This is a genomic window from Corynebacterium appendicis CIP 107643, assembly GCF_030408415.1.
In the GTDB taxonomy this organism is placed as follows: Bacteria; Actinomycetota; Actinomycetes; order Mycobacteriales; family Mycobacteriaceae; genus Corynebacterium; species Corynebacterium appendicis.
This window is the reverse complement of record NZ_CP046976.1, coordinates 1719767-1745314: the sequence shown is the minus strand read 5'-3', so window position 1 is coordinate 1745314 and position 25548 is coordinate 1719767. Positions and strand designations below refer to the sequence as shown.

Annotated in this window: 24 protein-coding genes; 18 read left to right on the top strand and 6 right to left on the bottom strand. The window is 62.3% G+C overall.

From position 1 onward, the window contains the following. Positions 1-270: 270 nt before the first annotated feature. Positions 271-1692, top strand: a complete 1422-nt coding sequence (locus tag CAPP_RS08540; protein WP_076599554.1) for an HNH endonuclease signature motif containing protein — start codon at positions 271-273, stop codon at positions 1690-1692. On the opposite strand, the gene CAPP_RS08535 is transcribed toward CAPP_RS08540, so the two are convergent. From CAPP_RS08535 to CAPP_RS08520, 4 genes are read right to left on the bottom strand one after another with little or no spacing between them, the layout of a single operon-like run. Continuing rightward, positions 1689-2738 carry a phosphotransferase gene (locus CAPP_RS08535; protein WP_076599606.1) on the bottom strand — a complete coding sequence of 350 codons (1050 nt, stop codon included), beginning with the start codon at positions 2736-2738 and terminating at the stop codon, positions 1689-1691. The genes CAPP_RS08540 and CAPP_RS08535 overlap by 4 nt on opposite strands. Positions 2739-2763: 25 nt before the next feature. Beyond that, entirely contained in the window at positions 2764-4482 is a 1719-nt protein-coding gene (treS, locus tag CAPP_RS08530; protein WP_076599555.1) for a maltose alpha-D-glucosyltransferase, read from the bottom strand. Then, positions 4469-5611 carry a MalY/PatB family protein gene (locus CAPP_RS08525; protein WP_076599556.1) on the bottom strand — a complete coding sequence of 381 codons (1143 nt, stop codon included), beginning with the start codon at positions 5609-5611 and terminating at the stop codon, positions 4469-4471. The genes treS and CAPP_RS08525 overlap by 14 nt, the downstream gene beginning before the upstream one ends. A gap of 9 nt (positions 5612-5620) precedes the next feature. Further along, positions 5621-7438 carry an ABC transporter ATP-binding protein gene (locus tag CAPP_RS08520; protein ID WP_076599607.1) on the bottom strand — a complete coding sequence of 606 codons (1818 nt, stop codon included), beginning with the start codon at positions 7436-7438 and terminating at the stop codon, positions 5621-5623. 49 nt (positions 7439-7487) lie between these two features. Here CAPP_RS08520 and CAPP_RS08515 point away from each other — a divergent pair, with 49 nt between their 5' ends. Both CAPP_RS08515 and idi read left to right on the top strand, forming a co-directional pair. Then, positions 7488-8021, top strand: coding sequence for a lipoprotein (locus CAPP_RS08515; protein ID WP_076599557.1), 534 nt, complete (start codon positions 7488-7490; stop codon positions 8019-8021). Beyond that, positions 8021-8533 (top strand): isopentenyl-diphosphate Delta-isomerase, encoded by a 513-nt coding sequence (gene idi, locus CAPP_RS08510; RefSeq protein WP_076599558.1) that lies wholly within the window; start codon positions 8021-8023, stop codon positions 8531-8533. The genes CAPP_RS08515 and idi overlap by 1 nt, the downstream gene beginning before the upstream one ends. Here idi and CAPP_RS08505 read toward each other — a convergent pair. Further along, positions 8484-9512: a carboxylesterase family protein gene (locus CAPP_RS08505; protein WP_084560622.1), complete on the bottom strand. Its 1029-nt coding sequence runs from the start codon at positions 9510-9512 to the stop codon at positions 8484-8486. The genes idi and CAPP_RS08505 overlap by 50 nt on opposite strands. A gap of 20 nt (positions 9513-9532) precedes the next feature. Between CAPP_RS08505 and CAPP_RS08500 the strand changes: the two genes are divergently transcribed. Together CAPP_RS08500 and CAPP_RS08495 are read left to right on the top strand one after the other, a co-directional pair. Further along, complete coding sequence (locus tag CAPP_RS08500) at positions 9533-9676, top strand: hypothetical protein (protein WP_200803292.1); 144 nt, start codon at positions 9533-9535, stop codon at positions 9674-9676. A 6-nt stretch (positions 9677-9682) separates the two neighbouring features. Beyond that, complete coding sequence (locus tag CAPP_RS08495; RefSeq protein ID WP_200803293.1) at positions 9683-9823, top strand: hypothetical protein; 141 nt, start codon at positions 9683-9685, stop codon at positions 9821-9823. On the opposite strand, the gene CAPP_RS08490 is transcribed toward CAPP_RS08495, so the two are convergent. After that, the gene (locus CAPP_RS08490) at positions 9807-11903 is read right to left on the bottom strand and encodes a 4-alpha-glucanotransferase (RefSeq protein WP_143313903.1); all 2097 of its coding nucleotides are present in this window, start codon (positions 11901-11903) and stop codon (positions 9807-9809) included. The genes CAPP_RS08495 and CAPP_RS08490 overlap by 17 nt on opposite strands. A gap of 207 nt (positions 11904-12110) precedes the next feature. Here CAPP_RS08490 and CAPP_RS08485 point away from each other — a divergent pair, with 207 nt between their 5' ends. The 13 genes from CAPP_RS08485 (at position 12111) to recO (ending at position 25499) form a co-directional block, all read left to right on the top strand. Next, a complete protein-coding gene (locus CAPP_RS08485; protein WP_143313908.1) occupies positions 12111-13883 on the top strand; it encodes an AMP-dependent synthetase/ligase in 1773 nt (590 codons plus the stop codon). 70 nt (positions 13884-13953) lie between these two features. Then, positions 13954-14391 carry an AMP-binding protein gene (locus CAPP_RS08480; protein WP_076599562.1) on the top strand — a complete coding sequence of 146 codons (438 nt, stop codon included), beginning with the start codon at positions 13954-13956 and terminating at the stop codon, positions 14389-14391. Positions 14392-14481: 90 nt separating this feature from the next. Then, complete coding sequence (locus tag CAPP_RS08475; RefSeq protein ID WP_076599563.1) at positions 14482-15150, top strand: hypothetical protein; 669 nt, start codon at positions 14482-14484, stop codon at positions 15148-15150. Further along, positions 15147-16265: a radical SAM family heme chaperone HemW gene (gene hemW, locus CAPP_RS08470; RefSeq protein ID WP_076599564.1), complete on the top strand. Its 1119-nt coding sequence runs from the start codon at positions 15147-15149 to the stop codon at positions 16263-16265. Before CAPP_RS08475 ends, hemW begins: the two co-directional genes overlap by 4 nt. A gap of 50 nt (positions 16266-16315) precedes the next feature. Next, on the top strand, positions 16316-17338 hold the full coding sequence (hrcA, locus tag CAPP_RS08465) for a heat-inducible transcriptional repressor HrcA (RefSeq protein WP_076599565.1): 1023 nt from the start codon (positions 16316-16318) through the stop codon (positions 17336-17338). Between the two features lie 59 nt (positions 17339-17397). After that, a complete protein-coding gene (gene dnaJ, locus CAPP_RS08460; RefSeq protein ID WP_076599566.1) occupies positions 17398-18531 on the top strand; it encodes a molecular chaperone DnaJ in 1134 nt (377 codons plus the stop codon). After that, complete coding sequence (locus CAPP_RS08455; RefSeq protein ID WP_076599567.1) at positions 18531-19235, top strand: 16S rRNA (uracil(1498)-N(3))-methyltransferase; 705 nt, start codon at positions 18531-18533, stop codon at positions 19233-19235. The genes dnaJ and CAPP_RS08455 overlap by 1 nt, the downstream gene beginning before the upstream one ends. Before the next feature lie 10 nt (positions 19236-19245). Continuing rightward, positions 19246-20229, top strand: a complete 984-nt coding sequence (locus CAPP_RS08450; RefSeq protein ID WP_076599608.1) for a PhoH family protein — start codon at positions 19246-19248, stop codon at positions 20227-20229. Next, entirely contained in the window at positions 20226-20795 is a 570-nt protein-coding gene (gene ybeY, locus CAPP_RS08445) for an rRNA maturation RNase YbeY (RefSeq protein WP_076599568.1), read from the top strand. The genes CAPP_RS08450 and ybeY overlap by 4 nt, the downstream gene beginning before the upstream one ends. Continuing rightward, positions 20795-22132 (top strand): hemolysin family protein, encoded by a 1338-nt coding sequence (locus CAPP_RS08440; RefSeq protein ID WP_076599569.1) that lies wholly within the window; start codon positions 20795-20797, stop codon positions 22130-22132. Before ybeY ends, CAPP_RS08440 begins: the two co-directional genes overlap by 1 nt. A 4-nt stretch (positions 22133-22136) precedes the next feature. Continuing rightward, a complete protein-coding gene (gene pdxY, locus CAPP_RS08435; protein ID WP_076599570.1) occupies positions 22137-22988 on the top strand; it encodes a pyridoxal kinase PdxY in 852 nt (283 codons plus the stop codon). Beyond that, positions 22985-24772 (top strand): GTPase Era, encoded by a 1788-nt coding sequence (gene era / locus CAPP_RS11295; protein WP_076599571.1) that lies wholly within the window; start codon positions 22985-22987, stop codon positions 24770-24772. Before pdxY ends, era begins: the two co-directional genes overlap by 4 nt. Then, a complete protein-coding gene (recO, locus tag CAPP_RS08420; RefSeq protein WP_076599572.1) occupies positions 24762-25499 on the top strand; it encodes a DNA repair protein RecO in 738 nt (245 codons plus the stop codon). Before era ends, recO begins: the two co-directional genes overlap by 11 nt. Positions 25500-25548: the final 49 nt, after the last annotated feature.

Here is a 25548-nt window from a genome sequence, read left to right as displayed (position 1 = left end):
CCACGGAACAGAATCCCATTACATGAAAAATTTGCCTATCGACGGCCCATTGCTGTTCGAAATTCCCTCACCCTCGTTCCGGTGTGGCCTGCGATTTGTGAAATGGTGTTCGAACAGACAGGCGGAACTGTGGATAAGTGTGGATCTTCTGCCGGCTCGGTGTTCGGGTTGTTTGCCATGATGTTCGCACAGACGTTTCAAAGGGGGTTGGGAAACGCTCTGAATCCACACCCACACCGACCCCTCGTACTGGCCAGAAAGGAGCAGACCATGAGCGCCCTAGTCGAAGCGCCCGACCCGCCCGCCGAACCGTTCTTCGCGAGCGAGAATCCCGACGACCCCATGACCGCCGCCGGCATCCATTTGCGGCGCGCCCAGCACGCCATCTTCGGTGTTTACGCAACACGCGATGAATTCCTCGGCTCCCACGACGCGGACGCAGAGGTCACCGCGGTGAGCATCAGCACCGGCCTGACACCCCGCGATGTGAAAGAGGGCATGTTCGCGTACATGACCCTCCAGCAGCTGCCGAAGTTGCGCGAACTCCAGGACGAGCATCAGCGCCTGGACATCAAGCGCCTGTGGGCCATCGAGAAAGCGGTGAACCGCCTCGGCAACGATGCAGACCCCGACGACTACGCCCAGATCGACGAGCTGCTCGTCAGCCTGTTCACTCCTAAAAGTGCAAACCAGCAGCTGCCCACGCCGTACATGATCACCCGGCAGCTCAATCAGCTGATGGCCACCTTGGACTGCTCGGTGGCGTTCGACGCGGAGAAAAAGAAGAAGCGCGGCGAGACCCCGCCCGGCTTCGGCCAACTCGATTTCCACCCCGACCCGTCGGGAGTCGGCCTCGCTGCACTGACGTTCTCTGCGGATAACGCCACGATGGCGGCAACACAGTCCTCTATCACCGCGGCGGCTCGGAAACACGGCCTCTCGGACGCCGATGCGGCCCTTAAGCTCCTCACCGGCCGCATTTCTGCCGAACTTCCGGCCACCATCTTCGCTTACGCGCCGAAAAACAGGGATGGAACTGTCGACACTTCCAAGCCGGTATTCATCCCCCGCTTCGGCTGGTCGGGCGCAGTCGGCACCGAAATGTTCCATTCCTTCAATATCAGCGTCATCGACCTTGACGGAGCCGCCGCTCACACCGTCGCCGGCTACGTCGCTCCCGACAAGGTCAAGGCGTATGTCCGCGGCCGCGACGGAACGTGCGTCTATCCCGGCTGCGAGCGCGATGCCTGGAGCTGCCAGCTCGACCACCGCATCCCATACGACGAGGGCGGCCTCACCAACGCCGACAACCTTTACTGCCTGTGCCAACACCACCACAACATGAAGACTGACCGACTCGCCTTCTACATCCCGGACCCGGTCACCGGCGAGATCGTCTGGTTCTTCTCGGACGGCACGTATGCCAAGGTCGAGCCGAACGGAATGCTGGCAGACCAGACCACCCCGACGAACCCGAAGTGGTCGCGTTCGCTCGACGACGTCAAGCGCCTCAAGCGTGAAAATGCACGATTTTTCGCTCAGTGCCACAAGGTCCTGGACGATTTCGAGCAGGACTTCGATTACGCGACTTGCATCGACAAGCTCCAGGAATTGGAGGAGAAATTCGGGCTCCGATTCCCGTTCCACCCGCAGCCGATACCGAGCTATGAACCGCCGCCGGAGGAAGATTAGGACAATTCGCGGATCGCGCTCAGCGGAATCTCGACCCAGTCGGGACGGTTATTCGCCTCGTAAACGACCTCGTACGCAGCCTTGTCTGCAATATACGCATCCAGGATTGGATCGGGAGTGATGCCGTAGCCAGCAAGAAGCTTATCGACGTCAGCCTTTCCCCCCATCGCATGCGCATACCCGAAGCTGCGAACCATGCCGGCGACATCGCGCAAAGCATGGTCGGGAAGCCGGCGCTGCTCGAGGGGGCGGGCAGGTTCACCCTCGAAATCGATCAGATACCAACGATCCCCGGAAAGGAGCGTCTGTCCAAGGTGCAGGTCGCCGTGAATCCTTTGGATCTCGACCGCATCGTCGGAAATCCGTGAGTAAATTTCCCGCAAATTGCCCTCGAAATCGGACAGGGCATCGGTTTGAGTGAGGATCTCGTCGAGATGCGCATTGAGGGAATCGCGGATCTGCGAGCCAGGAACTGACTCGGTGCCGAAGGCTTCGGACAGGGCACTATGCACGTTCCGGATCGCCTCGCCGAGGTGGTCTTCGCTGCGCAGGCCGGGGTCGAGCGAGAGCTGGAAACCGTCGCGGCCGTCGTGGATGAGCTGTTGCATCATGGCGAGGGTTCGGCCGTCCCGACTGAGGTGGCCGCGGACACCGGCGACGTGGGGGCAATCGGCAATTGCGGTCAGAAGTTCGACATCGGGATTCAGGCCGGTTTCGAGCTTGCGGAAAACTTTCAGGATCCACTCGTCGTCGACCACGAGGGACGTGTTCGACTGGTCGGCACCTAGAGGGGTGGCAGTTTTCCCTGACATATCGCCCGAAATGTCGCCGAAATCGGCGAGGTGCTCGAGGTAAGTCTTGGCGCCTTCGGACGTGTCGAGAACATCGTCGTCGCCGGAGGTGAGGACCTGGTAGTGGTCGATTTTTCCGTGGTCGACCTCGAGGATCTGCCAACGATAGTCTGCGGCCGGAATCTCAGCGACAACTTTTTGGCTCAGAATCTCCTCTGATTTCGAGCCATAAAATCGGGTGTTTTTCAGGTCCATGATCAGCTCCAACGAGAAAACGAAACTAGGAAATGTCGAACCACAAGTGGCCGTGCGGGGCGAGGGTGACCAGCCACGGAAGCTCGCCGATGGCGGGGAACTCGACGTTGCCGGACAGCTCGCGCGGAACGACGCCGGCGAGGTGCGACAGGTTCATTTCGACCGGCTGGGGCAGCGAACTCATGTTGTTGACGCAAAGGATTCTTTCTCCGTCGTACTCGCGGATGAAGGCGAGAACCCGCGGGTTGGAGTGCTCGACCTCCTGGTAGTCGCCGCGGCCGAAGGCCTTGTATTGCTTGCGGATGTGCACGCGCTCGCGGACCCAATGGAGGAGTGAGTTTTCCCGCCCCATCTGGGATTCGACGTTGACGGCCTGGTAGCCGTAGGTGTCGTTGCGGATGGCGGGAAGGTAAAGGCGCTCGGGATCGGTGCGGGAGAAGCCGCCGTTGCGGTCGGCATTCCACTGCATCGGGGTGCGGACGCCGTCGCGGTCGGGGAGCCAAATATTGTCGCCCATGCCGATCTCGTCGCCGTAGTAGAGGAACGGGGAGCCGGGAAGTGAGAGGAGAAGGGCGTGCGCGAGCTCGAGACGGTCGCGGTGGCCGCCGAGGAGGGGAGCGAGGCGGCGGCGGATGCCGACATTCGCGCGCATGCGGGGGTCGGTGGCGAAGGTGGTGTACATGACGTCGCGCTCCTGCTCGGAGACCATCTCGAGGGTGAGCTCGTCATGATTGCGGAGGAAGATGCCCCACTGGGCGGACTCCGGAATATCGGGGGTCTCGCGCAGGATGTCGATGATGGGCTGCGCAGATTCTTGGCTGATTCCCATGAAGATGCGCGGCATCACCGGGAAGTGGAAAGCCATCTGGCATTCGTCGCTGTCGCCGAAGTACTGGACGACCTCGTCGGGCATCTGGTTGGCCTCGGCGAGGAGGAAACGACCGGGGTACTCTTCGTCGAAAAGCTTGCGCACGCGCTTGATGAATTCGTGCGTTTCCGGCAGGTTTTCGCAGTTCGTTCCTTCTCTCTCGTACAGGTAGGGAATGGCGTCGAGGCGGATACCGTCCATGCCGAGGCCGAGCCAGAAGCGGATCACGTCGAGGATGGCGTCTTGGACGTCTGGGTTGTCGTAGTTGAGGTCCGGCTGGTGGGAGAAGAAGCGGTGCCAGAAGTACTGCTTGCGCACCGGGTCGTAGGTCCAGTTGGACTCTTCGGTGTCGATGAAGATGATGCGTGCATCCGTGTACGGGGCGGGAGTGTCCGACCAGACGTAGAAATCGCCGTATGGGCCGCTCGGGTCGCGGCGGGACTCCTGGAACCACGGGTGCGAATCGGAAGTGTGGTTGATGGGGAAGTCGGTGATGATGCGGATGCCGCGTTTGTGGGCGGCGTCGATAAGCGAAACGAAGTCCTCGACGGTGCCGAATTCCGGGAGGACCTTGCGGAAATCGCGGATATCGTAACCGCCGTCGCGCAGGGGCGAGTCGTAGAACGGCGGGAGCCACAGGCAGTCGACACCGAGCCACTGCAGGTAGTCGAGCTTTTCCTCGACACCCTTCAGCGTGCCGGAACCAGTGTTGTCTGGGTCGTAGAAAGCGCGGACGAGGACCTCGTAGAATACGGCGTCCTTATACCACTCGGGATCGGGGCGCTCCCAGGGCTCGTTGCCGGGGGCGGGGGTGGGGGCATCGTATTCGCTGGCGTCTGCCTCGATGAGGAAACCCTGCTCGTCAGTCGCGTCCATGGCCCCCAACAATAGCGGTCGAAATTCGGTCGAGTGCTTCGGCCAAGATTTCGGGGCTAGTGGCGAAATTCAGACGCGCGTGGTGCGCACCGCCAGTGCCGAACGTGACTCCCTCATTGAGCGCGACTTTCGCTTCTCGACGAATCCACGCAGCCGGCTTTTCGTCTTTGATCTCAGTGCCGCTGAAATCGAGGAACATGAGGTAAGTGGCTTCTGGGCGGGTGAACTGGATGCCGGGAATTGCTTCTGGAAGGTTGTCGATCAAGTAGTTTCGGTTCGATTTGAGGACGGCAAGTTGGTCTTCGAGGGCCTCTTTTCCATGATCGTAGCAGGCCTGGGCGGCGATAATGCCGAGGGTGCCGGTGCCGTCCTTGGCTACTCCGGTGAGGTTCTTCCAGGTATCCACGTCTTTCACATTGCTGAAGACCATCTGGGCGCACTTGAGGCCGGCGACATTCCACGCTTTCGAGGTCGCGGTGACGGTGATGCAGACATTGGCGGCGGTGTCGCTGACGTTGGCGGCGCAGATGTGGGAGCTGTCGTAGACAATGGGCGCGTGGATCTCGTCGACAAGCACGCGGGCCCCGTATTTGTCGGCGATATTGGTGATCTGGACGAGCTCCTCTTCGTCGAACGTGTAACCCCACGGATTGTTCGGCGAGGCCAGAAGGATCGAGCCGGCACCGTTCTTGAAGGCGGCGTCGATCTCCATGAGATCCAGGCCGTCCTTCGCCCCGACCTCGACCATCTCGCGGCCGGCGGTTTCGGGAAGCTCGAGGAAGGGAGGATACGAGGGGACCGGAACGATGACGGGAGAGTCCGGTTTGGTGAAGTACTGGATGCCCAGCAGCATGCCGCGGACCACGTCGGCGACGGGGAAGACCCACTCGGGGTCGGGTGCCCAGCCGTACTGTTCCTCATAGAAATTGCTCAACGAATTTCCGAGCGTGTGGTGGGCGGGCGTGTAGCCGAAGGTCTCGTTGTCGACGGCGGTCTGAATTGCGCGCTTGACCGGCTCGGCGGTGGGGAAATCACTTTCGGCGACCCACAAGGGGAGGACATCGTCCCCGAACTGGGTCCACTTGCGGGTGCCGCGGGCGCGGAGGGTCTCAAGATCTGGGAACTGCATGGCCCCAACCTACGCTTTGAATCCGAAAGCCTTGAGTCGCTTGCGGTCTTCGGCAGACGACGACGCGGTTAGCGCGAGGAGCTCTGAATAAATTCCGCCGGAGACGGCGAGCTCGGCAGGTGTGCCTATCTCGTCAATTTTTCCATCTTTGAGGGTGATGATGGTGTCGACGGAGGCGATCGTCGATAAGCGGTGGGCGATCATGATGGTGGTCCGGTCTTTCATGAGTTCATCGAGCCCGGCTTGGACGGCGCGTTCGGATTTGGTGTCGAGCGCGGAGGTGGCCTCGTCGAGGACGAGCAGCGGGGCATCCTTGAGCATCGCGCGGGCGACGGCGACTCTCTGTTTTTGGCCGCCGGAAAGGCGGAGTCCGCGTTCTCCGATCACCGTGTCGTATCCGTCGGCGAAGCTGGAGATGAAGGTGTGGGCGTTGGCGCGCTTGGCGACCTCGTTGATCTGTTCGTCGGTCGCGTTTGGATTTCCATACGCGATGTTTTCGCGGATGGTGCCGGAGAACAGGGCGGGCTCCTGGAAGACGACGCCGACGGAAGCGCGGACGCGCTCGATATCGGCGGTGCCGATGTCTGTGCCGCAGACGGAGAGTTTGCCTTCGGTGATGGGGTACAGGCCCAAAATGAGGTTGACCAGCGTGGATTTTCCGCCGCCGGACTCGCCGACGAGCGCGATCTTCTCTCCGTGGCGGGCGGAGAAGGAGATGTCGGTGAGGACTGGCTCTTCGTCGTTGTAGGCGAATGTGACGTCGTCGAAGCTGATCATCGGTTCGGCAGCGGGCAGCGGCTTGATGGGCGTGGTGTCCAGAACAGGAACGTCAGCGGCGTCGGTGGCTGCGACGACCTGGGAGTTTGCGGACTCTTCGACGGGTTGGTCCATCACTTTGAAGTAGTCGCGGGAGCCGGCGATGGCGCGCTGGGCGGAATCGACGAGCCAGCTCATCATCTGGACTGGTTGCTGCGCCATCGTGACCAGCTGGATGAGCATGACCATGTCCCCGATTGAGAAGCGGCCGTTGTAGGTCTGGATGAACAGGATGAGGTAGATGCCGAGGAAGACCGCGTTCATCGCCATGCCGCGGGCGATGTCCATTCCGTGCCACCAGCGGGACTGGGGCCGGGTGAGGTCGATGGTTTTTCCGTAATGGTCGCCGAATTTCTGTAGTTCCCGGGTCTCGGAAACAAATGATTTGGCGACCTTGACTTGGCCGACGACCTCGGCGAAGCGGCCGTTGGCGAGGTCGATCTGCTCGTTCTTGCCATTCTCGAATCTCTGCCACCTCTTCGACGTCATCGCGGTGAGGGCGAGGTAGATGGGGAACAGGGCGAGAAGGAGGAGTGTGAGTGGCCAGTAGAAGAATGCGGTGATGCCCAAAATGGCAATCACCTGCAGGAGCATCGGCAGCAGAGTGTTGGAAAAGCTCTGGACCGTTTGCGTGATATTCATGATCGAACGGTCGAGACGCGCAATGATCGTGCCCGTCACTTGGCCGTCGAAGTAGCTTTGGGGCAGAGACAGCAGCTTGGCGAAATACCGGGTCGATAATGTTTGCCGGATCCGCGCGGCGACGACATCGCCCAAATAGCCGCCGAAATTCTGCATCAAAGTGTTCGCGGAGTAGGCCGCGAACAAAGCGATTGCGAGCCAGACAATGGGGTCGAGATCTTTCCCCTCGACAATCGTGTCGGTGGCCTCGCGGATGATGAACGGGGACACAAGGTTGAGCGCCGCGGTGACCGAAGAAACGACGATAATGCCGACGTAATAAGGCCAAAGAGCGGACGCGCTACGGATGACTCGGAATAGTGGCTGCACGGACTCCACTGTAAAGTGAGTTGAAGTTTCGTCGACAGGGAGGCACATCATGCGCAAGGCGCTTTGCACCATCGCGGCAGTATCTTCAACGCTTTTGCTCGCCGGGTGCGGGGACGACGGGGTCGTCGACCAGGAAAGCTCGCTCACCCCGACCACGGGTGTGGCGACGCCGACGGAGGAGCCGGAGGAATTCGAGACGCACAGCGCCGAGCCGAAGACCACCGACGAGATCAGCGGCGAGAGCGTCGAGGATCCTGGCATGGACGTCTCCTACAAGTGGCAGGGAACCAACTATGCGCCGAACGGCGGCACCGTGGTCACCGTCGCCGTGACGAACCACTCGGACAACATCATGCCGCCGGAAGCGCTCGGTGAACCGGAACTGAAGTACCGCGGCGGTGAAGAGAGTGCCAGCCGCCTCAGCGCTGAGGACGCGGGGATCGAGATGGAAGGACTGGATCTTCCGCTGGGCAAGGGCGCGACCATGAATGTGCAGTATGCATTCGACGTGAGTTCGGGCAATCTTTCCGACGCCACGTTCAAGATTGGAAACGTCGTCTTTGAAGGGAATCTGAACAACTAGTGGACGAGCTCGTGGTGCTGTGCACCGAAGACGGACACAAGGCGGGGACTGCGCCTAAAGCGGAGGTGCATACAGCTAGTACTCCTCTTCATTTTGCATTTTCAGCATGGCTTTTCGACGATTGCGGAAACGTGCTCCTGACGCGTCGGGCATTGAATAAGCTGACGTGGCCGGGAGTGTGGACCAACAGTTTCTGCGGGCATCCGGGCCCAGACGAGACTTTCGAGGATGCGCTGGTCAGAAGGGCTTCTGAAGAGTTGGGCACGACCGTTAAGAAGATTGAGTCGGTGCTTCCCAGTTTTCGCTACCGCGCGGTGGATGCGTCGGGAATCGTGGAGAACGAGATCTGTCCGGTGTTCTTCGCGGAAGTGGACGGAGAGCTGAATCCGAATCCGGACGAGGTCTGTGAGTTCGAGTGGGTCTCGATGGAAAACCTGAAGGAAGCAGTTGAGAGGGTTCCCTTCATCTTTTCGCCGTGGCTGGTGGAAGAGCTAGAGCAGTTTCCGGAGTGAGGTTGGGGTCGCCTGTTTTCGCATAGTCGACGAGCCAGGGGGTGAGGGGGCCGTCGAAAAGCGGAAAAAGCTCGTCGCAATGCCGTGAGTTCTTCGTGAACTTGACGTGCCAGACTTTTCCTGGGGCGTTGTCGACGACCTTCTTGACCCAGCGCAGCACGATCTTGTTGGTCAATCTCTTTCCAATGATCGGGTGCTGGAATTCTTTGTCGTGGGAGGAAATGACGAGGGGAATGTCAGCCATCTCTTCTGGCTGGAGGGGAGTGGGACCAAGAGCCATGTCGGTGGGGTAGCGGCGGCGCACCCTTTGGTAGGCGCGCTCGAGCGTTTTTTGGTTTGCCCTGTTGAGCCATGTGCGTGTGGTGGGGATCCGGAGCGAGGATTTTCTCTGACGGAAATTCTTGTGGGGAAAGGCGGGGGACATCGCGATTGCCCGTCTGAACGCGCCGCGGTAATGGTCTTTGCGCATGAGCCACAGCACGATCGCGGCGCCGGCGGACTGGCCGGTGAGCGTGACATTGGTGGGATCGCCGCCGAAAGACTCGATATTCTGCTGGACCCACTCGAGACCGAGATTGACCTCGTCGACCGCGCGGAAATGGTGTGGCTGGTCGTCCGGGAAAGGAACGAGGCCCTCAAGCTTTTTCCTGTAGCCGATGCGCACGAGAATGACGCCGTTTTCGGCGAGTCTTTTTCCCGGCGATGCCTCGTCTTCGTGGCTGCCCATCTCGAAGCGGCCGCCGTGAATGTGGACGATGACGGGGGCGTCCTTAGCGCGTTTCGGCGCGACGATGGTGAGGGCGACTGTGTTCGGGTTTGCTTTTTGGGCGTCGATCAATTCTCCTTTCGGCGCCATTTCTGCATCGTCGAAGCGGGCGGGGAAGTGGGCGAAAGGAATGGAGTGGAAGGTGGAGATGCTCCCGTCGGATGTTCCGATTACAGTCCCGGCGGGGCACGTCACTTCAACGGGAGAGCTCATGAGGCCTAAGCTTAAGCGACATGATCGAACTGACGCAGGCAAGTCCGTGGCTCCAACTGCCCATTGTCTTGGTGTTGGCGCTGCCGGTCGCTGTGTGTGCGGCTGTCGGAATGCTCAGGCTGGTGGACTGGCTGGCTGCCGTCCTGAGTGGTGACGTAGAGTAGGAACCCATGGCTAACCCCGAGGACCTGCGCAAAGAGGACATGAAGCTCCCGAAGGCGCGCAGGAAGTACCCCCGCTCCCGCGTCACCCAGGCACTGTGGGTGCTCATCGCACTCGTGCTGGTGATGGGGATTATCGGGCTGTTCTAGAACTCGCTTCGGCGACCTTGTGGAAGAGGTCGATATTTTCCAAGTTCTCGATGAGCACGGCGTTTCCGTCCTTGTCGCTCAAGGGAACGCACCAGTTTTTGTATTGTTCAGCATTCGTGCCCGGCTGATTCTGGATGCGGGTGTCGCCGACCATGTCGACGAGGTTGGTGCAGGTCAAAGCTGAGCCGGTGTCGGCGATGAAGCGGGTCAACCCCAGCACCAATTCGTCGACGTCTCCGCGTTCTTCTCTTCCGAGTCCGTCGAAGTCGGTGTCGGCGAGCGGGGTGTTTGCAAAATAACCGTGCTCGCGGGCGGTGTTGAGGACGTGGGACTGCCAGGCGATATCTTGGGCATCCATCTCCTCGAAAGAATCGTCCATCAAGCCGAGCTGGTGGCGCAGTTCATTGTGGGCACCGGACAGGTAGCCGGCGGTCGGCGGGAGATCGTGGGTGCCCACTGACGACAGCGCGAGGTTGCGGTACTCCTGCGGCTGCATCGGCCTTTCGCCGGTGGGGGAGTGCTCGAACCAGATGACGGAGGTGCCCAAGATTCCTCGGTCGCGCAGCTCCTCTTGGACCCACGGTTCGAAGGTGCCCAAGTCTTCGCCCACAACCACGGCATTTGCCCGGTCAGCCTCCAGCGCGAGAATGCCGAGCATGGCCTCGTGGTCGTAATTCATGTAGGCGCCCTCGGCCGGGGTGCCCATGCGCGGGATCCAAAAGAGACGGAACAGGCCCAGAATGTGGTCGACGCGGATGCCGCCGGAGTGGCGCAGCACGGTCTGGAGCATTTCGCGCCAGGGAACATATCCATTCTCCGCGAGTTTGAACGGGTTCCACGGGGGCTGGGACCAGTCTTGACCGTGCTGGCTGTACGCGTCGGGCGGGGCGCCGACGGAGGCTTGTTCGACCAAGACTTTTCGCAGAGTGTGGGCGTCCGATCCGCCGGGGTGAACGCCAACGGCGAGGTCGGTCATGATGCCGATGGACATGCCGGCGTCGAGAGCTGCCTGCTGGGCTGCTTTCCTCTGGTTGTCCGCGACGAACTGTAGCCACATGTAGAAGCGGGGAAGGTCGTCAGAGTCGACGCCGAGTTCCTGTTTTGCACACCACCGGGCGTATTCGAGGAGGCCTTGTCCTTCGAATTCGACGAATGCGTCGAATGCCTCGTGGTCCCCGGACTCTTCGAAAACATAGAAGAGTTCGTTGAGGGCGGCCAGTTTCGCATCGAAGATCGGGTTTCGCTCGATGAAGTCGGACGAGGTGTTGAGGGCTTTGAACTCGGCTGCCAACTCTTCGATGTCTTCGCGGGTGTCGGCGTCGAGAAGCTTGTATTCGGGAACGTCCTCGACCGAGATGTAGATGGGGTTGATGAAGCGGCGGGACGTCGGCAGGTACGGGGAATCCTCGATCGGCGGAAGGGGTTGAGCCGCGTGGACGGGGTTGATCAGAAGGAACTCTGCGCCGTTGCGGGCCAATACCTTTGCGAGCTTTCCCAGGTCGTAGAAGTCGCCGATACCCCAGGAATGCTCGGAGCGCACCGAATAGAGCTGGGCCATGACGCCGTAGGCGGGGTTGTTGAGGAGCTCGAGATTCCGGCGGATCACCTGCGGGGTGACCACAAGGGAACAGGTCTCGTCGATACCGTCCGATTCGAGGTGGATGGTGTGCCAGCCGGTCGGCAGATCGCCCCGGGTGTGGAAGGTAGCTTCTCCCCATCCTTCCGTCGGCGGGGCCCAGTTCTCGTCCTGGTAGGCAGTGGATGTGGTTCCGTCTTCCAGCGTGATGGTCACGTTGGCGGGGGCGCCCTCTGGGACGTGGACGTTGAAATAAGTCTCGCGACCTTCGCGTGCGATGACGACCGGGGGTAGTGGGCGGGTGGCCCAGTGGGTGCGCCACGCGTGGAGGGCTTCGGTGAGCTCCTCGGGCGCGGGGTCGTCAGAAAGCGGAACGTCGAGCGCTTTGAGTAGGTGGACGAGCGACCCGCGCGGCGAGGCCACGATCTCGTTGTTCTGGCCCCGGTAGGTCAAACTGAAACCGTAGGCGGTAGCGAGTTGCTCGAGCAGTTCCATATCAGCCACAACACGTCATTGTGCCAAAGAATGAACGCGCCCACAGATTTCCTGGTGAAAAGTGTCGGTGCTGGTGAGCGGTGACATATGGGGCGGTAGTACGGTCAGTGTTAGATAGCCCACACCGAGGGAGGTTTCACCGTGACCGCACAAGAATCCAAAGTCTTCACTAAGCCTGCTGAATTCACGCTGGCACCCGGAGACAACTGTCTGACGATGATGCTGGAGAAATGCGAGAAGCATCCTGATCAGACCTTCTTCTCCCGCCCGGAGGGGCGCGACTGGGTGCAGGTGACGGGCGAGGACTTTGCCAAGCAGGTCCGCGCTGTCGCTAAAGGCATTGTCGCCAATGGGGTGGAGCAGGGCGATCGCGTCATTCTGATGGCGGACTCCAGCTACGAATGGGCGCTGCTGGACTACGCCATCTGGGCGGCGGGTGCGGCGAGCGTGCCGGTGTACCCGTCGTCGTCCGAGCACCAGGTGCAGTGGATTGCGGAGGATTCCGGCGCGAAGCTCGTGATCACCGATAGTGAGCGGAACCGCCACCTGTATGACTACCTGATTCTGCGCGAGGACGGCACGCCGCGCCTCGAAGGATCTCCGTCCCAGCTGACGCGTTCGCTGTCGTTCGCCACCGGTGCGATTGGCGCTTTGACCACGGACGGCCGTGAGGTCGAGGACTCCGTGATCGACGAGCGCATCGCGAATATCAAGCACGATGATCTGGCGTCGCTGGTGTACACCTCGGGCACGACCGGCCGCCCGAAGGGCTGCATCCTCACCCACCTGGTGTGGGCGTCGCAGGCGAACGCTCTGCTGGCCAACAAGATCGGCTACCTGATCAACGACAAAGACGCCACTCACTACATGACGATTCTCCCGCTGGCGCATGTTTTGGCGCGTTCGGTCGCTCTCGCGAGCGCTATCGGCGGTGCGCACCAGGCGCACTGGTCGGACATGCGCACCCTCACGCTGGCGCTGCAGCGTTTCGAGCCGGAGATGCTGCTCGGCGTTCCGCGGGTGTTCGAGAAGGTGCGCGACGGCGCCTACAACAAGGCGGCGGAAGGTTCCGCATTCAAGGCGAAGACCTTCCTCGAGGCGGAGAAGGTCGCCATCGAGCACTCCAAGGCGATGGACTCCGGTGCGCGTCTTTCGCTGCGTTCCCGTGTGCGCCACAAGATCTTCGACCGCCTCGTCTACAAGCAGTTGCGCGAGGCTGTTGGCGGCAAGGCTCAGCTCGCCATCTCAGGTGGATCCGCGATTTCCACCGATTTGCTCCACTTCTTCCGCGGAATGGGCATCCCGATCTACGAAGGCTATGGCCTCACCGAGACGGCGGCGGCCGCCTGCGTGAACTACCCGGGCGGTACGAAGATCGGCACCGTCGGCAAGCCGAATAACGGCTACTCCGTCAAGATCAACGAGGACGGGGAAATCTGCTTCAAGGGCGACGGCGTGTTCAAGGGGTACTGGAACAACGAGGAAGCCACGAACGAAGCGCTTGTCGACGGCTGGTTTGTGACCGGTGACCTCGGCGAGATCGACGATGAGGGCTACGTGAAAATCACGGGTCGCAAGAAGGACCTGATCGTCACCGCCGGCGGCAAGAATGTCTCGCCTGGGCCGATGGAAGACATCATGCGTTCCGATCCGTTGATCTCCCAGGCGGTCGTGGTGGGCGACGGCAGGCCGTTTGTCAGTCTCTTGGTCACCATCGACGAAGACGAGCTGCGCCGTTGGCAAGCGGACAACGGCCTGGAAAGCCGTCCTCTGAAGGAACTGGTGAAGACGACCGAGCTGCGCGCAGCCGTCCAGAACGTGGTCAACGAGGCGAACAAGACCGTCAGTCACGCCGAGCAGATCAAGAAATTCCGCATTCTCACCCGCGACCTGAGCGAGGAAGAAGGCGAGATCACTCCGACGCTGAAGGTGAAGCGCAACGTGGTCATGGAGAACTTCGAGAAGCAGATCGAGCGCATGTACCGCTAAAACCGCTACGAGCCTCCTTTACAGCAACTACTTTGTAGATAGAAAGTATTTGCCGTGAAGGAGGCTTTTTGTGACCACTTACACTGTTCCCGCTGGCTTCGAGGTCGCTCCCGACGAGAATTGCTACTCGGCGCTGGTGGCCACCGCTGAGAAGAATCCGGATATCGTCCTATTTTCGCGCCCCGGTGAGCATGACTGGGCCGATGTGACGGCGGCGGAATTCGTTGCGCATGTGCGGAAGGTCGCCAAAGGACTCATCGGCATCGGGGTGGAGAAAGGTGATCGAATCGCGCTGCTGTCGGGGGCGCGCTACGAGTGGGCGGTGATCATGCAGGATGCGATCAACCGCGTGAACCAGTCGGTGAGCAAGGCTGAACAGATCAAGAAATTCCGGATTCTCCCGCGCGACCTCACCGAGGAAGACGGCGAGCTCACCGCCACGTTGAAGGTGAAGCGCCCGGTGGTTCTGGACCACTTCGCGCACCAAATGCGGAAGCTTTACGGGTAGGTCTCGGCGCGCCGTACAAAACGCTGTGAAGCTCTGGCCTAGAGTCAACGCTCGAACGCCATAATGTGACTTGAGTTGAAGGGGGCCAGTGTGCACCGGACCGCCGCGACGCTGCGCCACCGCGAGTTGACCCAAGAGGTTTACAACATCGGCGACGAGGTCGCGGAGTACATCGAGCACATTGCCGAAGCCATCGCAGATTACGACGGGGAGCTTACCGACGACTGCTTGGCCGAGTTCTCCGAGATTGTCGACGACGCGCGCACCGATGCCCGCCGCGTGGTCGGCGAGCTGATCGGTTTGCGCCAAGCGCTCGTGTCCGGCGTGAAGGCTGGCTCCATTTCGGCTGCGCTGCCCGCCAATGAGAGGTTGCCGGAGCCAGAGCCTTTGGATGCGGTGGGCTTGTTCGAGCTGTTCCCGCTGAGCTCTCCTTCCCCGGTCAAGGCGATGACGGAGGTGTGCACGCAGAGGACGGACCTGATCGTGCAGCACCTCGAGGAAGTGGTCGACTACACTCTCGAGCAGACCGACATGGTCGCGCAGAACTTGGCTGCGGTTTCCTTGCCGCACCTCTACGCGCGTGTGGGCGAGCTGGTGGAGTCGGCCGTGGACGGCTGGCTCGACGCAGTCGCCGCGGAGCACCCCGGTTTCACCCGGGCGATGCGCGGGTCCAACCCGCCGAAGTTCTTGGAGGAGCGCGCCCGTGTGGACGCCATCGTGGCGAAGGTGGCGGCGAAACGGTCGCGGCGCGGCGCATGAGTTTCGGCGTCTACGTCCACGTCCCGTTCTGTGCGACCCGGTGCGGCTACTGCGATTTCAACACCTACACGCCGAGCGAGACGGAAAGCTCGTATGAGGCCTATCTCGTTGCGCTCGAAAAGGAACTGGAGCTGGCAGCGGAAAAGGTCGGCCGGACGGCGGACACCGTGTTCGTCGGGGGCGGGACCCCGTCTCTGCTGGGGGCAGATGGCTTAGGGCGGATCCTGACTCGGATCAAGAACACCTTCAGCTTGTCCAACGATGCGGAGGTGACAACGGAGTCGAATCCGGAATCGACAAGCCCCGAGTATTTCGAGGGACTGAAAGCGGCGGGGTTCACCCGCGTGTCGTTGGGCATGCAGTCGGCGTCGACGCCGGTGTTGAAGGTGCTCGATCGCCAGCACACGCCGGGCAGGGCAGTGGAGGCGGCGAAAGAAGCGAAACGGGCCGGGTTCGAGCACGTGAATCTGGATCTCATCTACGGCACACCGACGGAAACGGACGATGACGTCAGGAAGAGCCTCGATGCGGTGCTCAGTGCGGACGTGGACCATGTGAGTGCGTACTCGTTGATCGTGGAGGACGGCACGGCGATGGCGAGGAAGATCAGGAAGGGCCAGCTGCCGGCACCGGAAGAGGACGTGTACGCCGACCGGTACGAGATCATCGCGGACCGGCTGGAGTCGGCTGGGTTTGACTGGTACGAGGTGTCCAACTGGGCGAAGCCGGGCGGGGAGTGCCGGCACAACCTGCTGTATTGGCAGGGCGGCAACTGGTGGGGCGCAGGCCCGGGCGCGCACGGATACGTTGAACGTTTTCGGTATGTGAATGTGAAGCGGCCGGAGAAATACGAGCAGATGCTCGCCGCCAATGAGTTTCCGATCGACGGCACGGAAACGATCTCTGACGACGAAGAGCACTTCGAGAAGATCATGCTGGGGCTGCGGCTCAAAGAGGGCATTCCGAGGGAATGGGTGGGAGAGAAGGCAAGAGGAGTCGTCGATAAGCATGTGCGCGGCGGCGTGCTCGCGGACGTAGCGGGGCGGATTTTCGCGACCGACCGCGGAAGATTGCTGATCGACGGGGTGATCACGGACATCTTGGCCGCGGAGTGATGCGGGCGCTACACTCGTGACTTAGCAGTCGAGGAAGGAGAGTGCCAAGTATGGCGGGTGTCGCACGCGAGCGCAGGCAGGCAGTGCTGCGCGCGATCGTGGCGGACTACATCTCTTCCCAGGAACCGGTCGGCTCGAAGCGGCTGGTGGAGCGGCACAAACTCAACGTGTCGTCGGCGACGATCCGCAACGACATGGCGGTGCTGGAAGCGGAAGGCTTTATCGCGCAGCCGCACGCGAGCTCCGGCCGTGTGCCGACGGAGAAGGGCTACAGGGCGTTTGTCGACGCGATCAACGACGTCAAACCACTGTCGCTTCCGGAGCGCAGGGCGATCTCGGAGTTTTTGGAATCGAGCGTCGACTTAGAGGACGTGATGCGCAGGTCGGCGTACCTGCTGGCGCAGCTCACCCACCAGGCGGCGGTGGTGCAGCTGCCGACGCTGGCGGTCTCGCGGGTCAAGCACTGCGAAGTGGTGACGCTGACGCCGACGCGGTTGCTGCTAGTGCTCATCACCGACAACGGGCGGGTGGACCAGAGGAATGTGGAGCTCGCTCAGCCGATCGGCGAGGAGGCGCTCGCTCAATTGCGGGATCTGCTCAACCGGGCGCTCGTGGGCAAGACAATGGCGGACGCGTCGACCTCGCTGGTGATCCTCGCAGACGAGGCGCCGAGCGACATTGCGGACCCGCTGAACAGCGCGATTTCGGTGCTCATCGACACGCTGGTGGAGAACCCGAGCGACCGGGTCCTGATCGCGGGCGCGTCGAATCTGATGCCCAAGACCACTGATTTGCTCAGCGTCGTGGAGGCGCTCGAGGAACAGGTGGTCGTGCTGAAGCTGCTGACCAACCTGCCGGAGCTGGGCAATGTCTCGGTGGTGATCGGGCAGGAGAACGAGGACGAGGAGCTGTCGAAGGCCAGCATCGTGACCTCCGGCTATGGTGCTGCGGGCGAGACGCTCGGCGGGCTCGGTGTTCTCGGGCCGACGTACATGGACTACCCCGGTACCATGCGTAAGGTCGCTGCCGTGGCGCACTACATCAGCCACATCCTCGGCGAAGAGGGCGGATGACATAGCGCCCACGACACTCCGACTTTTAGAAAACGACATTTAGCAACAAAGGATTTTAGATGGCACGCGATTACTACGGCATTCTCGGCGTGGAGCAGGGCGCCACGGACGCGGAGATCAAGAAGGCTTATCGACGCCTCGCCCGCAAGTACCACCCCGATGTGAACGACACGGAAGAAGCCGCGGAGAAATTCCGCGAGATATCCGTGGCCCAGGAGGTGCTGCTGGACCCGCAGAAGCGCAGCATCGTCGACCGGGGCGGCGACCCGATGGAGCAGGGTCGCGCCGCTGGCGGCCCGCAGGGCGGCTTCGGCTTCGGCGATATCTTCGAGGCGTTCTTCGGGGACACTGGAACCGGTGCGGGACGGGGACCGAAATCTCGCGTTCAGCCGGGCAACGACGCGCTGCTGCGGACGACGATCTCGCTGGCGGAAGCCTATTCGGGTACCCGCAAGGACGTGACGGTGGACACGGCGGTCCTGTGCGAGCACTGCCACGGAACGGGCTCCGAGTCGGAGTCCAAGCCGGTCACCTGCGACGAGTGCGGCGGCCAGGGGCAGGTGCAGCAGGTCCAGCAGTCGTTCTTGGGCAATATCATGACCACGACGTCGTGCCCGAAATGTTCTGGCTTCGGCGAGATCATCACCGATCCGTGCCAGAAGTGCGGCGGCCAGGGACGCGTCCGTTCGCGCCGGGATATCTCGGTGAAGATTCCGGCGGGCATCGTCGGCGGCATGCGCATCCGCATGGCGGGCCAGGGCGAGGTCGGCCATGGCGGCGGCCCGGCTGGCGACCTGTACGTCGAGGTGGACACGGAGACCCACCCGGTGTTCGTCCGCGAGGGCGACAATCTGCACCTCAAAGTCAATGTGCCGATGTACGATGCGGCGCTGGGCACCTCGGTCGAGGTCGAGGACCTGGCAGGGGAGACCACGACCATCGAGGTTCCTGCGGGCACCCAGCCGGAGGAGGAAATCGTGCTCACAGGCGAGGGCATGCCGCGTCTGCGCCGGGAGGGCGCGGGCGACATGATCGCGCATGTCCAGGTGCTCGTCCCCACCGAGCTGAGCAAGGAGCAGCGCCGCAGCCTGGAAGAGCTGCGCGACGGGCATGACGAGTCGGCGTCCGTCGAGGAAGAGGCGGGCCAGGACGAGGGCTTCTTCTCCCGCCTGCGCGACCGGTTCCGTTTCTGATGAGCCTGCCGTATTTCATCGCGGACGACCCGGCGTCGGGAAGACTCGACGGAGCGGAAGGCCGCCATGCCGTCACGGTGAAGAGGATCACTGCGGGAGAGCGCATTGCGCTAATCGACGGCCGTGGAACTGTGGCAGAGGTCGAGGTGACGGGGACGTCGGGAAAGGATCGACTTTTCGGAACAGTCGTGGAGCTGAAGAACGTTTCGCAGCCGCGGCCGGAAGTGATCGTGGTTCAAGCGATTCCGAAATCGGAGCGGGCGGAGCTCGCGGTGGATCTGGCCACGCAGGGAGGCGCGGACGCGATTCTTCCGTGGATCTCGCACCGGACGATCGCGCGGTGGCAGGGTCCGAAGGTGGCCAAGAACGTGGAGAAGTGGCAGTTGACCGCGCGAGAAGCGGCGAAGCAGTCGCGGCGTGCGTGGATTCCGGAAGTTCATGACCCGGTGACCACGAACCAGCTGGCGGAAATGATCCAGGGGGAGACGGCTCTGGTTCTCCACGAGGATGCGGAGAAGAAGATCGGCGAGGTTGATTTGGACGTCGATAAGCTGTTCCTCATCGTTGGGCCCGAGGGCGGAATCGGAGAGGACGAGCTGGAGCTGCTGGGTGCGGTGAAAGTGAAGCTGGGGCCGGAAGTGCTGCGCACGGCATCGGCGGCATTCGCCGGATTGAGTGCCATCGGGGTGCTTTCCCGCTGGTAGGGTGAACCGCATGGCAGAACTGGTCTCAAGCTCCTACGAGCTCGACCCTGAACTGGCGCAAAGTGTTCTCGGCGTCACGGACGGGAATCTGCGCACCCTGAACGACATGCTGGGCGTGGACCTCTTCGCGCGCGGCGGCTCGGTGATGCTGCGCGGCCCGGTGGATAAGGTGGCGCACGCTTCGCGCGTGCTTTCCGAGCTGGAGGCGATGGCGCGCCGCGGCATCGTGATCACGGCGGATGCGGTGACGCACGCGGTGGACATCATGGCCACCGACATGCCGGAATCCGTCGCGGAGATCCTCGGGCAGGAGATCGTCGCGCGGCGCGGAAAGATCATTCGCCCGAAGACAGCGGGGCAGCGCGAGTACGTCGACGCGATCGACGAGAACACGATCGTGTTCGGCATCGGCCCGGCGGGCTCGGGAAAGACGTACCTGGCGGTGGCTAAGGCAGTGCAGGCTTTGCAGGCCAAAGAGGTCAAGCGGATCATTCTGACGCGCCCGGCCGTGGAGGCGGGGGAGAAGCTCGGCTTCTTGCCGGGCACGCTGAACGACAAGATCGATCCGTACCTGCGCCCGCTGTACGACGCGCTGCGTGACATGCTCGATCCGGAGATGATCCCGAAGCTGATGGAGGCGGGCATCATTGAAGTCGCGCCGCTGGCGTACATGCGCGGACGCACGCTGAACGACGCGTTCGTGATCCTCGATGAGGCGCAGAACACGACCCCGGCGCAGATGAAGATGTTTCTGACGCGCTTAGGTTTTGGCTCCAAGATGGTGGTCACGGGCGATATTTCGCAGGTGGACCTGCCGCGTGGAGTCGTGTCGGGGCTGAGGGTGGCGCGGCGAATTTTGCAGGATGTGGAAGACATTCATTTCCAGGAATTCAGCGCGAAGGACGTCGTGAGGCACAGGCTGGTCAGCCGGATCGTCGCCGCCTACGACAGCTACGACGCACACAGGGCAGAAAAAGAGGGAGACACACAGTGAGCATCGAAGTCCTCAACGAGTCCGGGGAAGCAGACGTCAACGAGGAGATGCTTGTCGACGTCGCGTCGTTCGCCCTGACAGCCATGGACGTCCACCCGGACACCGAGGTCACCATCACCTGCGTGGACACCGACACGATGGCGGACATGCACGTGCGCTGGATGGACCTGCCGGGCCCCACCGACGTGATGAGCTTCCCGATGGACGAGCTCACTCCCGGTTCGGGGCGGCCAGATGCCACCCCGGTTGGGCCGTCGATGCTGGGCGACATCATCCTGTGTCCTGCCTACGACCGGAAGCAGGCGGATGCGGCGGGGCATTCCCTCGGCCACGAGATGGCGCTGTTGACGGTGCACGGGTGTTTGCATCTGTTGGGCTATGACCACGCCACCCCGGCGGAGGAGCGCGAGATGTTCGCGCTGCAGAACGAGATCCTGGCGGACTGGTACGACGATCTGTCGGCCCGCGGCATTGAATTCCAGCCGAAGCCGGACGGGAAGCACGCATTCCCGTCGGCGGCGGACCGGGAGGAACTGGACGGGCTCGTCGAAAAGCGGGGCGAGTAGTGGACCTCTGGGTGACCTACCTGCTGATCTCCCTGGTCTCCCTGCTGGGGGCGGGCGTGATCAAGATGCTCGAGTCTGCGCTCGTTCCCATTTCGCGTGCGCGCGTGGAGTCGATGGCAAAGGACGGCGTGGGGGGAGCTACCTCTTTGCTTCGCGTCGTGGATGCGCGGTCGAACCACTTGGGTCTGCTCGCGCTGATCCAGACGGTGCTGGACACGCTGGCGGCGGTCTTCGCGCTGCTGACGGCCTTGGACGCGATTCCGTCGCGGGGGTGGGCGATCACGGCGGCGATCGTGGCGGTGACGCTGTTGCGCTTCGGCGTGATCGGCGTGATCGCGCGGCGGGCCGGCAAGCTGAACCCGTACTCGATCTCCTTGCGCGCGGCGCAGGTCTTGACAGTCGTGTACGTCGTGCTGGGGCCTGTGTCGAAGCTGCTGATCTGGATCGGCAACCTGGTAACGCCGGGAGAGGAATCTCTCGAGAACCCGTACGCCACCGACGTCGAGCTGCGCGAGGCCGTCGACATAGCGCAGGAGCAGGGCGTGGTGGAGACCGTCGAGCACCGCATGATCCAGAACATTTTCGACCTGACCGACACGCACGCGCGCCAGGTGATGGTGCCGCGCCCGGAGATGGTGTGGATCGAGGCGGAAAAGACCTCCGGCCAGGCGGCGAACCTCATGATCCGTTCTGGGCACTCACGCGTGCCGGTGATCGGGGAGAGCGTCGACGACATCGTGGGCGTGATCTACCTGAAGGACATCGTCGAGCGCACCTACAACCGCACGGACAGCGGCAGCGGGGTCGCGGTCTCCGAGCTGATGCGCGAGCCGAAATTCGTGCCCGACTCGAAGCCCCTGGACGATCTGCTCGCGGAGATGCAGAGGGACCAGACGCACATCGCGGTGCTCGTGGACGAGTACGGCGGCATCGCGGGCCTGATGACGATGGAGGACATTCTCGAGGAAATCGTGGGCGAGATCGCCGACGAGTACGACGCGGACGAGGAAGCGCCGATCGAACTCGTTGTGGGCCGCACGTACCGCGCTCAGGCGCGGTTGCCGCTCGACGACCTCGTTGATTTCCTCGACGACGAGATCAACTACGAGCTCGAATTCGACGAGGAGATCACGGACAACGTCGAGACAGTCGCGGGCATTTTGTCCTATGAGCTGGGGCGCGTGCCGCTGCCGGGCTCGTACGTCGAGGTCGAGGGCCTGCGGTTTACCGCGGAAGGCGGCCACGACCGCCGCGGCCGCGTGAAAGTGCGCACAGTGCTTATCGACGTCCCCGAGCAGCCCCGAGACCTGAATTCACCCGACGGCAGTGCACAATAGGTGCATGAAGAACATCCTCTCCATCCAGTCAGCAGTGTCTTTCGGCCATGTGGGCAATTCGGCGGCGGTCTTTCCGCTGCAGCGGATCGGACACGAGGTGTGGCCGGTGTACACCGTGAATTTCTCCAACCACACCGGCTACGGCTCGTGGAAGGGCCCGATGATTCCGGCGGAGGATGTCCGCGAAGTGATCGCAGGCATCGGCGACCGCGGGGCGCTCAAAGACGTCGACGTGGTGCTGTCCGGATATCTGGGCGGCGACGATATCGCGGACGTGGTCGTGGACGCGGTGGCGCAGGTCAAAGAGCTGAATCCGGACGCCGTGTATTCCTGTGACCCGGTGATGGGCAATGCGAAATCGGGCTGCCACGTCTCGGACAATATTCCGCCGCTGCTGCGCGAGAAGGTGGTGCCGGTCGCCGACATCATCTGCCCGAACCAGTTCGAGCTGGGGTACCTGACGGGGATTGATTGTTTCGACCTTGATTCGACGCTGAAAGGGATTGAGGCCGCGAAAGAGATGGGGCCGTCGACGGTGCTCGTGACGTCCGTCGAGCGGCCGGACCAGCCGGACGGTGTTCTCGAAATGATCGCGTCGGATGACACGGGAACGTGGATCGTGGAAACACCGAGGCTTCCTTTCAAACGCAATGGCTCCGGGGATGTGGCATGCGCACTATTCACCGGGCACTACGTGGAATCGGTCAACGCGGCAGATTCCCTCGCGAAGACAGCCTCCAGTGTCTATGACCTGCTGGAGGCGACGTACGAGGCGGATTCGCCGGAACTGCTGTTGGTGGAATCGCAAGACTCCTTTGCGCATCCCCAGATGCAGTTCGAGGTACGTGAGCTGTGAAGATTCTCTCGGTCCAGTCGGCGGTGTCCTTCGGCCACGTGGGCAATTCCGGGGCCGTTTTCCCGATGCAGCGGCTTGGCCACGAGGTCTGGCCGGTGTACACCGTCAACTTCTCCAACCACACGGAGTACCCGTCGTGGCGCGGGCCGAAGATCGCGCCCGAAGACGTCGCGGACGTGCTGGACGGGATGAGCTTCGCCTACCCCGAGGCCGACGTGGTGGTGACGGGGTATTTGGGCTCGTCGTCTCTCGCATCCGTCATTGTGGACGCAGTGGAGAAGGTCAAGCAGGCCAACCCGGAGGCGGAGTGGGTGTGCGACCCGGTGATCGGCAACGCGAAGGTCGGGTCGTTCGTCGACGAGGACATCCCGGGCATCTTCAAAGACGAGATCATTCCGCTCGCCGACGCGATCTGCCCCAACCAGTGGGAGCTGGCGCTTCTCACCGGCCGCGAGCTGAGCACCATCGCGGAGACGATCGACGCCGCGCGGTCCCTGACAAGCCGTGCACTCATCACCAGCGTGGACACGGGCGATCCGGCGACGATCGGCATGCTGGACATCGATGAGGATGTTGCCTGGTACGTGGAAACGCCGCGCGTCGGCGGCAATGTCGTCGGCGCGGGGGATCTCGCGGCAGCGATGTACACAGCGCTTATCGACGACGCCCCCAAGGATCGCCTCGAGCACATCGCCGGAACCCTCTACGGCATGGTCGTGGCGGCGCAGGAGACCACGCGGCTGGACAACAGTTTTGCCGGCCTTCCCTCGGTAGAGCGACAAGACCTCATTGTGGAGCCGGACGCCAGTTTCGTGGCAGTACCATATGCAGGCATGGACTACCTTTCCCAGTTCACCGATACCCCGGAGGGCTTTCGCTCCGGATTTGTCAGCTTCGTCGGCCGCCCGAACACCGGTAAGTCGACGCTGACGAATGCGCTGGTGGGCGAGAAGATCGCCATCATGGCGGACCAGCCGGAGACGACCCGCCACCCGATCCGCGGCATCGTGAACCGGGACGACGCGCAGATCGTCGTTGTGGACACCCCCGGCCTGCACCGTCCGCGCACCCTGTTGGGCGAGCGCCTCAATGAGGTGGTCAAAGACACCTTCGCCGACGTGGACGTGATCGGCCTGACCATCCCGGCGAACGAGAAGATCGGCCCCGGCGACCGCTGGATCCTCGATGCGGTGCGGAAGACGAAGCCGAACACGCCCATCGTGGGCATCGTGACCAAGCTCGACCGGGCCGGCAAAGACCAGGTGGGCGAACAACTCATGAGCCTGCACGAGATGCTGGTGGAAGCCACAGGAAACGAGAATGTCGATGTGGTTCCGGTCTCGGCGACGGAGAATGTTCAGCTGGATGTCCTGTTGGACGTGATCGCTTCTCTCCTTCCAGAAGGTCCACGGTTCTATCCGGAAGGCCACGTCACGGACGAGGACATGGAGACACGCATCGCGGAGCTGATCCGCGAGGAGGCGTTGCGCGGGCTCCGCGACGAGCTGCCCCACTCGGTGGCCGTGCAGATCGACGAGATGCTCCCCGAAACCGACGGCCGGGGTAACACACGGACCAAGATCTACGCGGTGCTGTACCTGGAGCGCCCGGGACAGAAGACCATCATCGAGGGAAGGGACGGGCGGAGACTGTCCGGGATTGTCCAGCGCTCGCGGAAGCAGATCATGGAGCTGGTGGGGCAGAACGTGTACCTCGATCTGCGCATCAAGGTGCTGAAGAACTGGCAGTCCGACCCGAAGCATTTGGGGCGCCTTGGCTTCTAAACCCAGCTTCCGCGACCGCGCTTTCGTGGTGCGCACCTACGACTTCGGTGAGGCCGACCGCGTCGTGGTGCTGCTGACCCGAGACCACGGTCTCGTCAGGGCTGTCGCGAAAGGCGTGCGCAAGACGAAGAGCCGGTTCGGCTCCCGCGTGCAGCCCTTCGTGGACATCGACGTGCAGCTGTACCCGGGGCGGAATCTGGCCACGATCACGCAGGTGGACACCGTCGCGTACTACGGGCGGGGGATCATCGACGATTTCGACAGGTACGCCTCTGCATGCGCCGTAATGGAGGCGGCGGAGAAGCTCAGCTACGCCGACGAGGCGGACGAGTTCCTGTTCAATGAGGTTGGCTCTGCATTCAAGGCTCTGCAGGACACAGATTCTTCGACACTGGTGCTCGACGCGTTCATCCTCCGTGCCACGGCGCATGCCGGCTGGGGGCTGAGCCTGTTCAACTGCGCGCAGTGCGGCAGGAGGGGACCGCACCACGCGTTCCACCCGGCAGTGGGCGGGGCGGCGTGCGTGCACTGCCGGCCGCCGGGCTCTTTCGATGTGGAGGAGGACACGCTGCACATCATGTGGCTGCTCACCGAAGGCTATTTCGACGCCGCGCAGGACAAGCTGACAGAGACGACGGCGGCGCAGGTGCACCGGCTGTCCATCGCTCACCTGCAGTTCAATGTCGAAGCGGCCGTTGCGTCGTTGAAGATCATGGAGCAGGCATAATAGGCGGGGTGAGCACCATCCCCGAGATCCCCCGCGAATTCATCCCGCG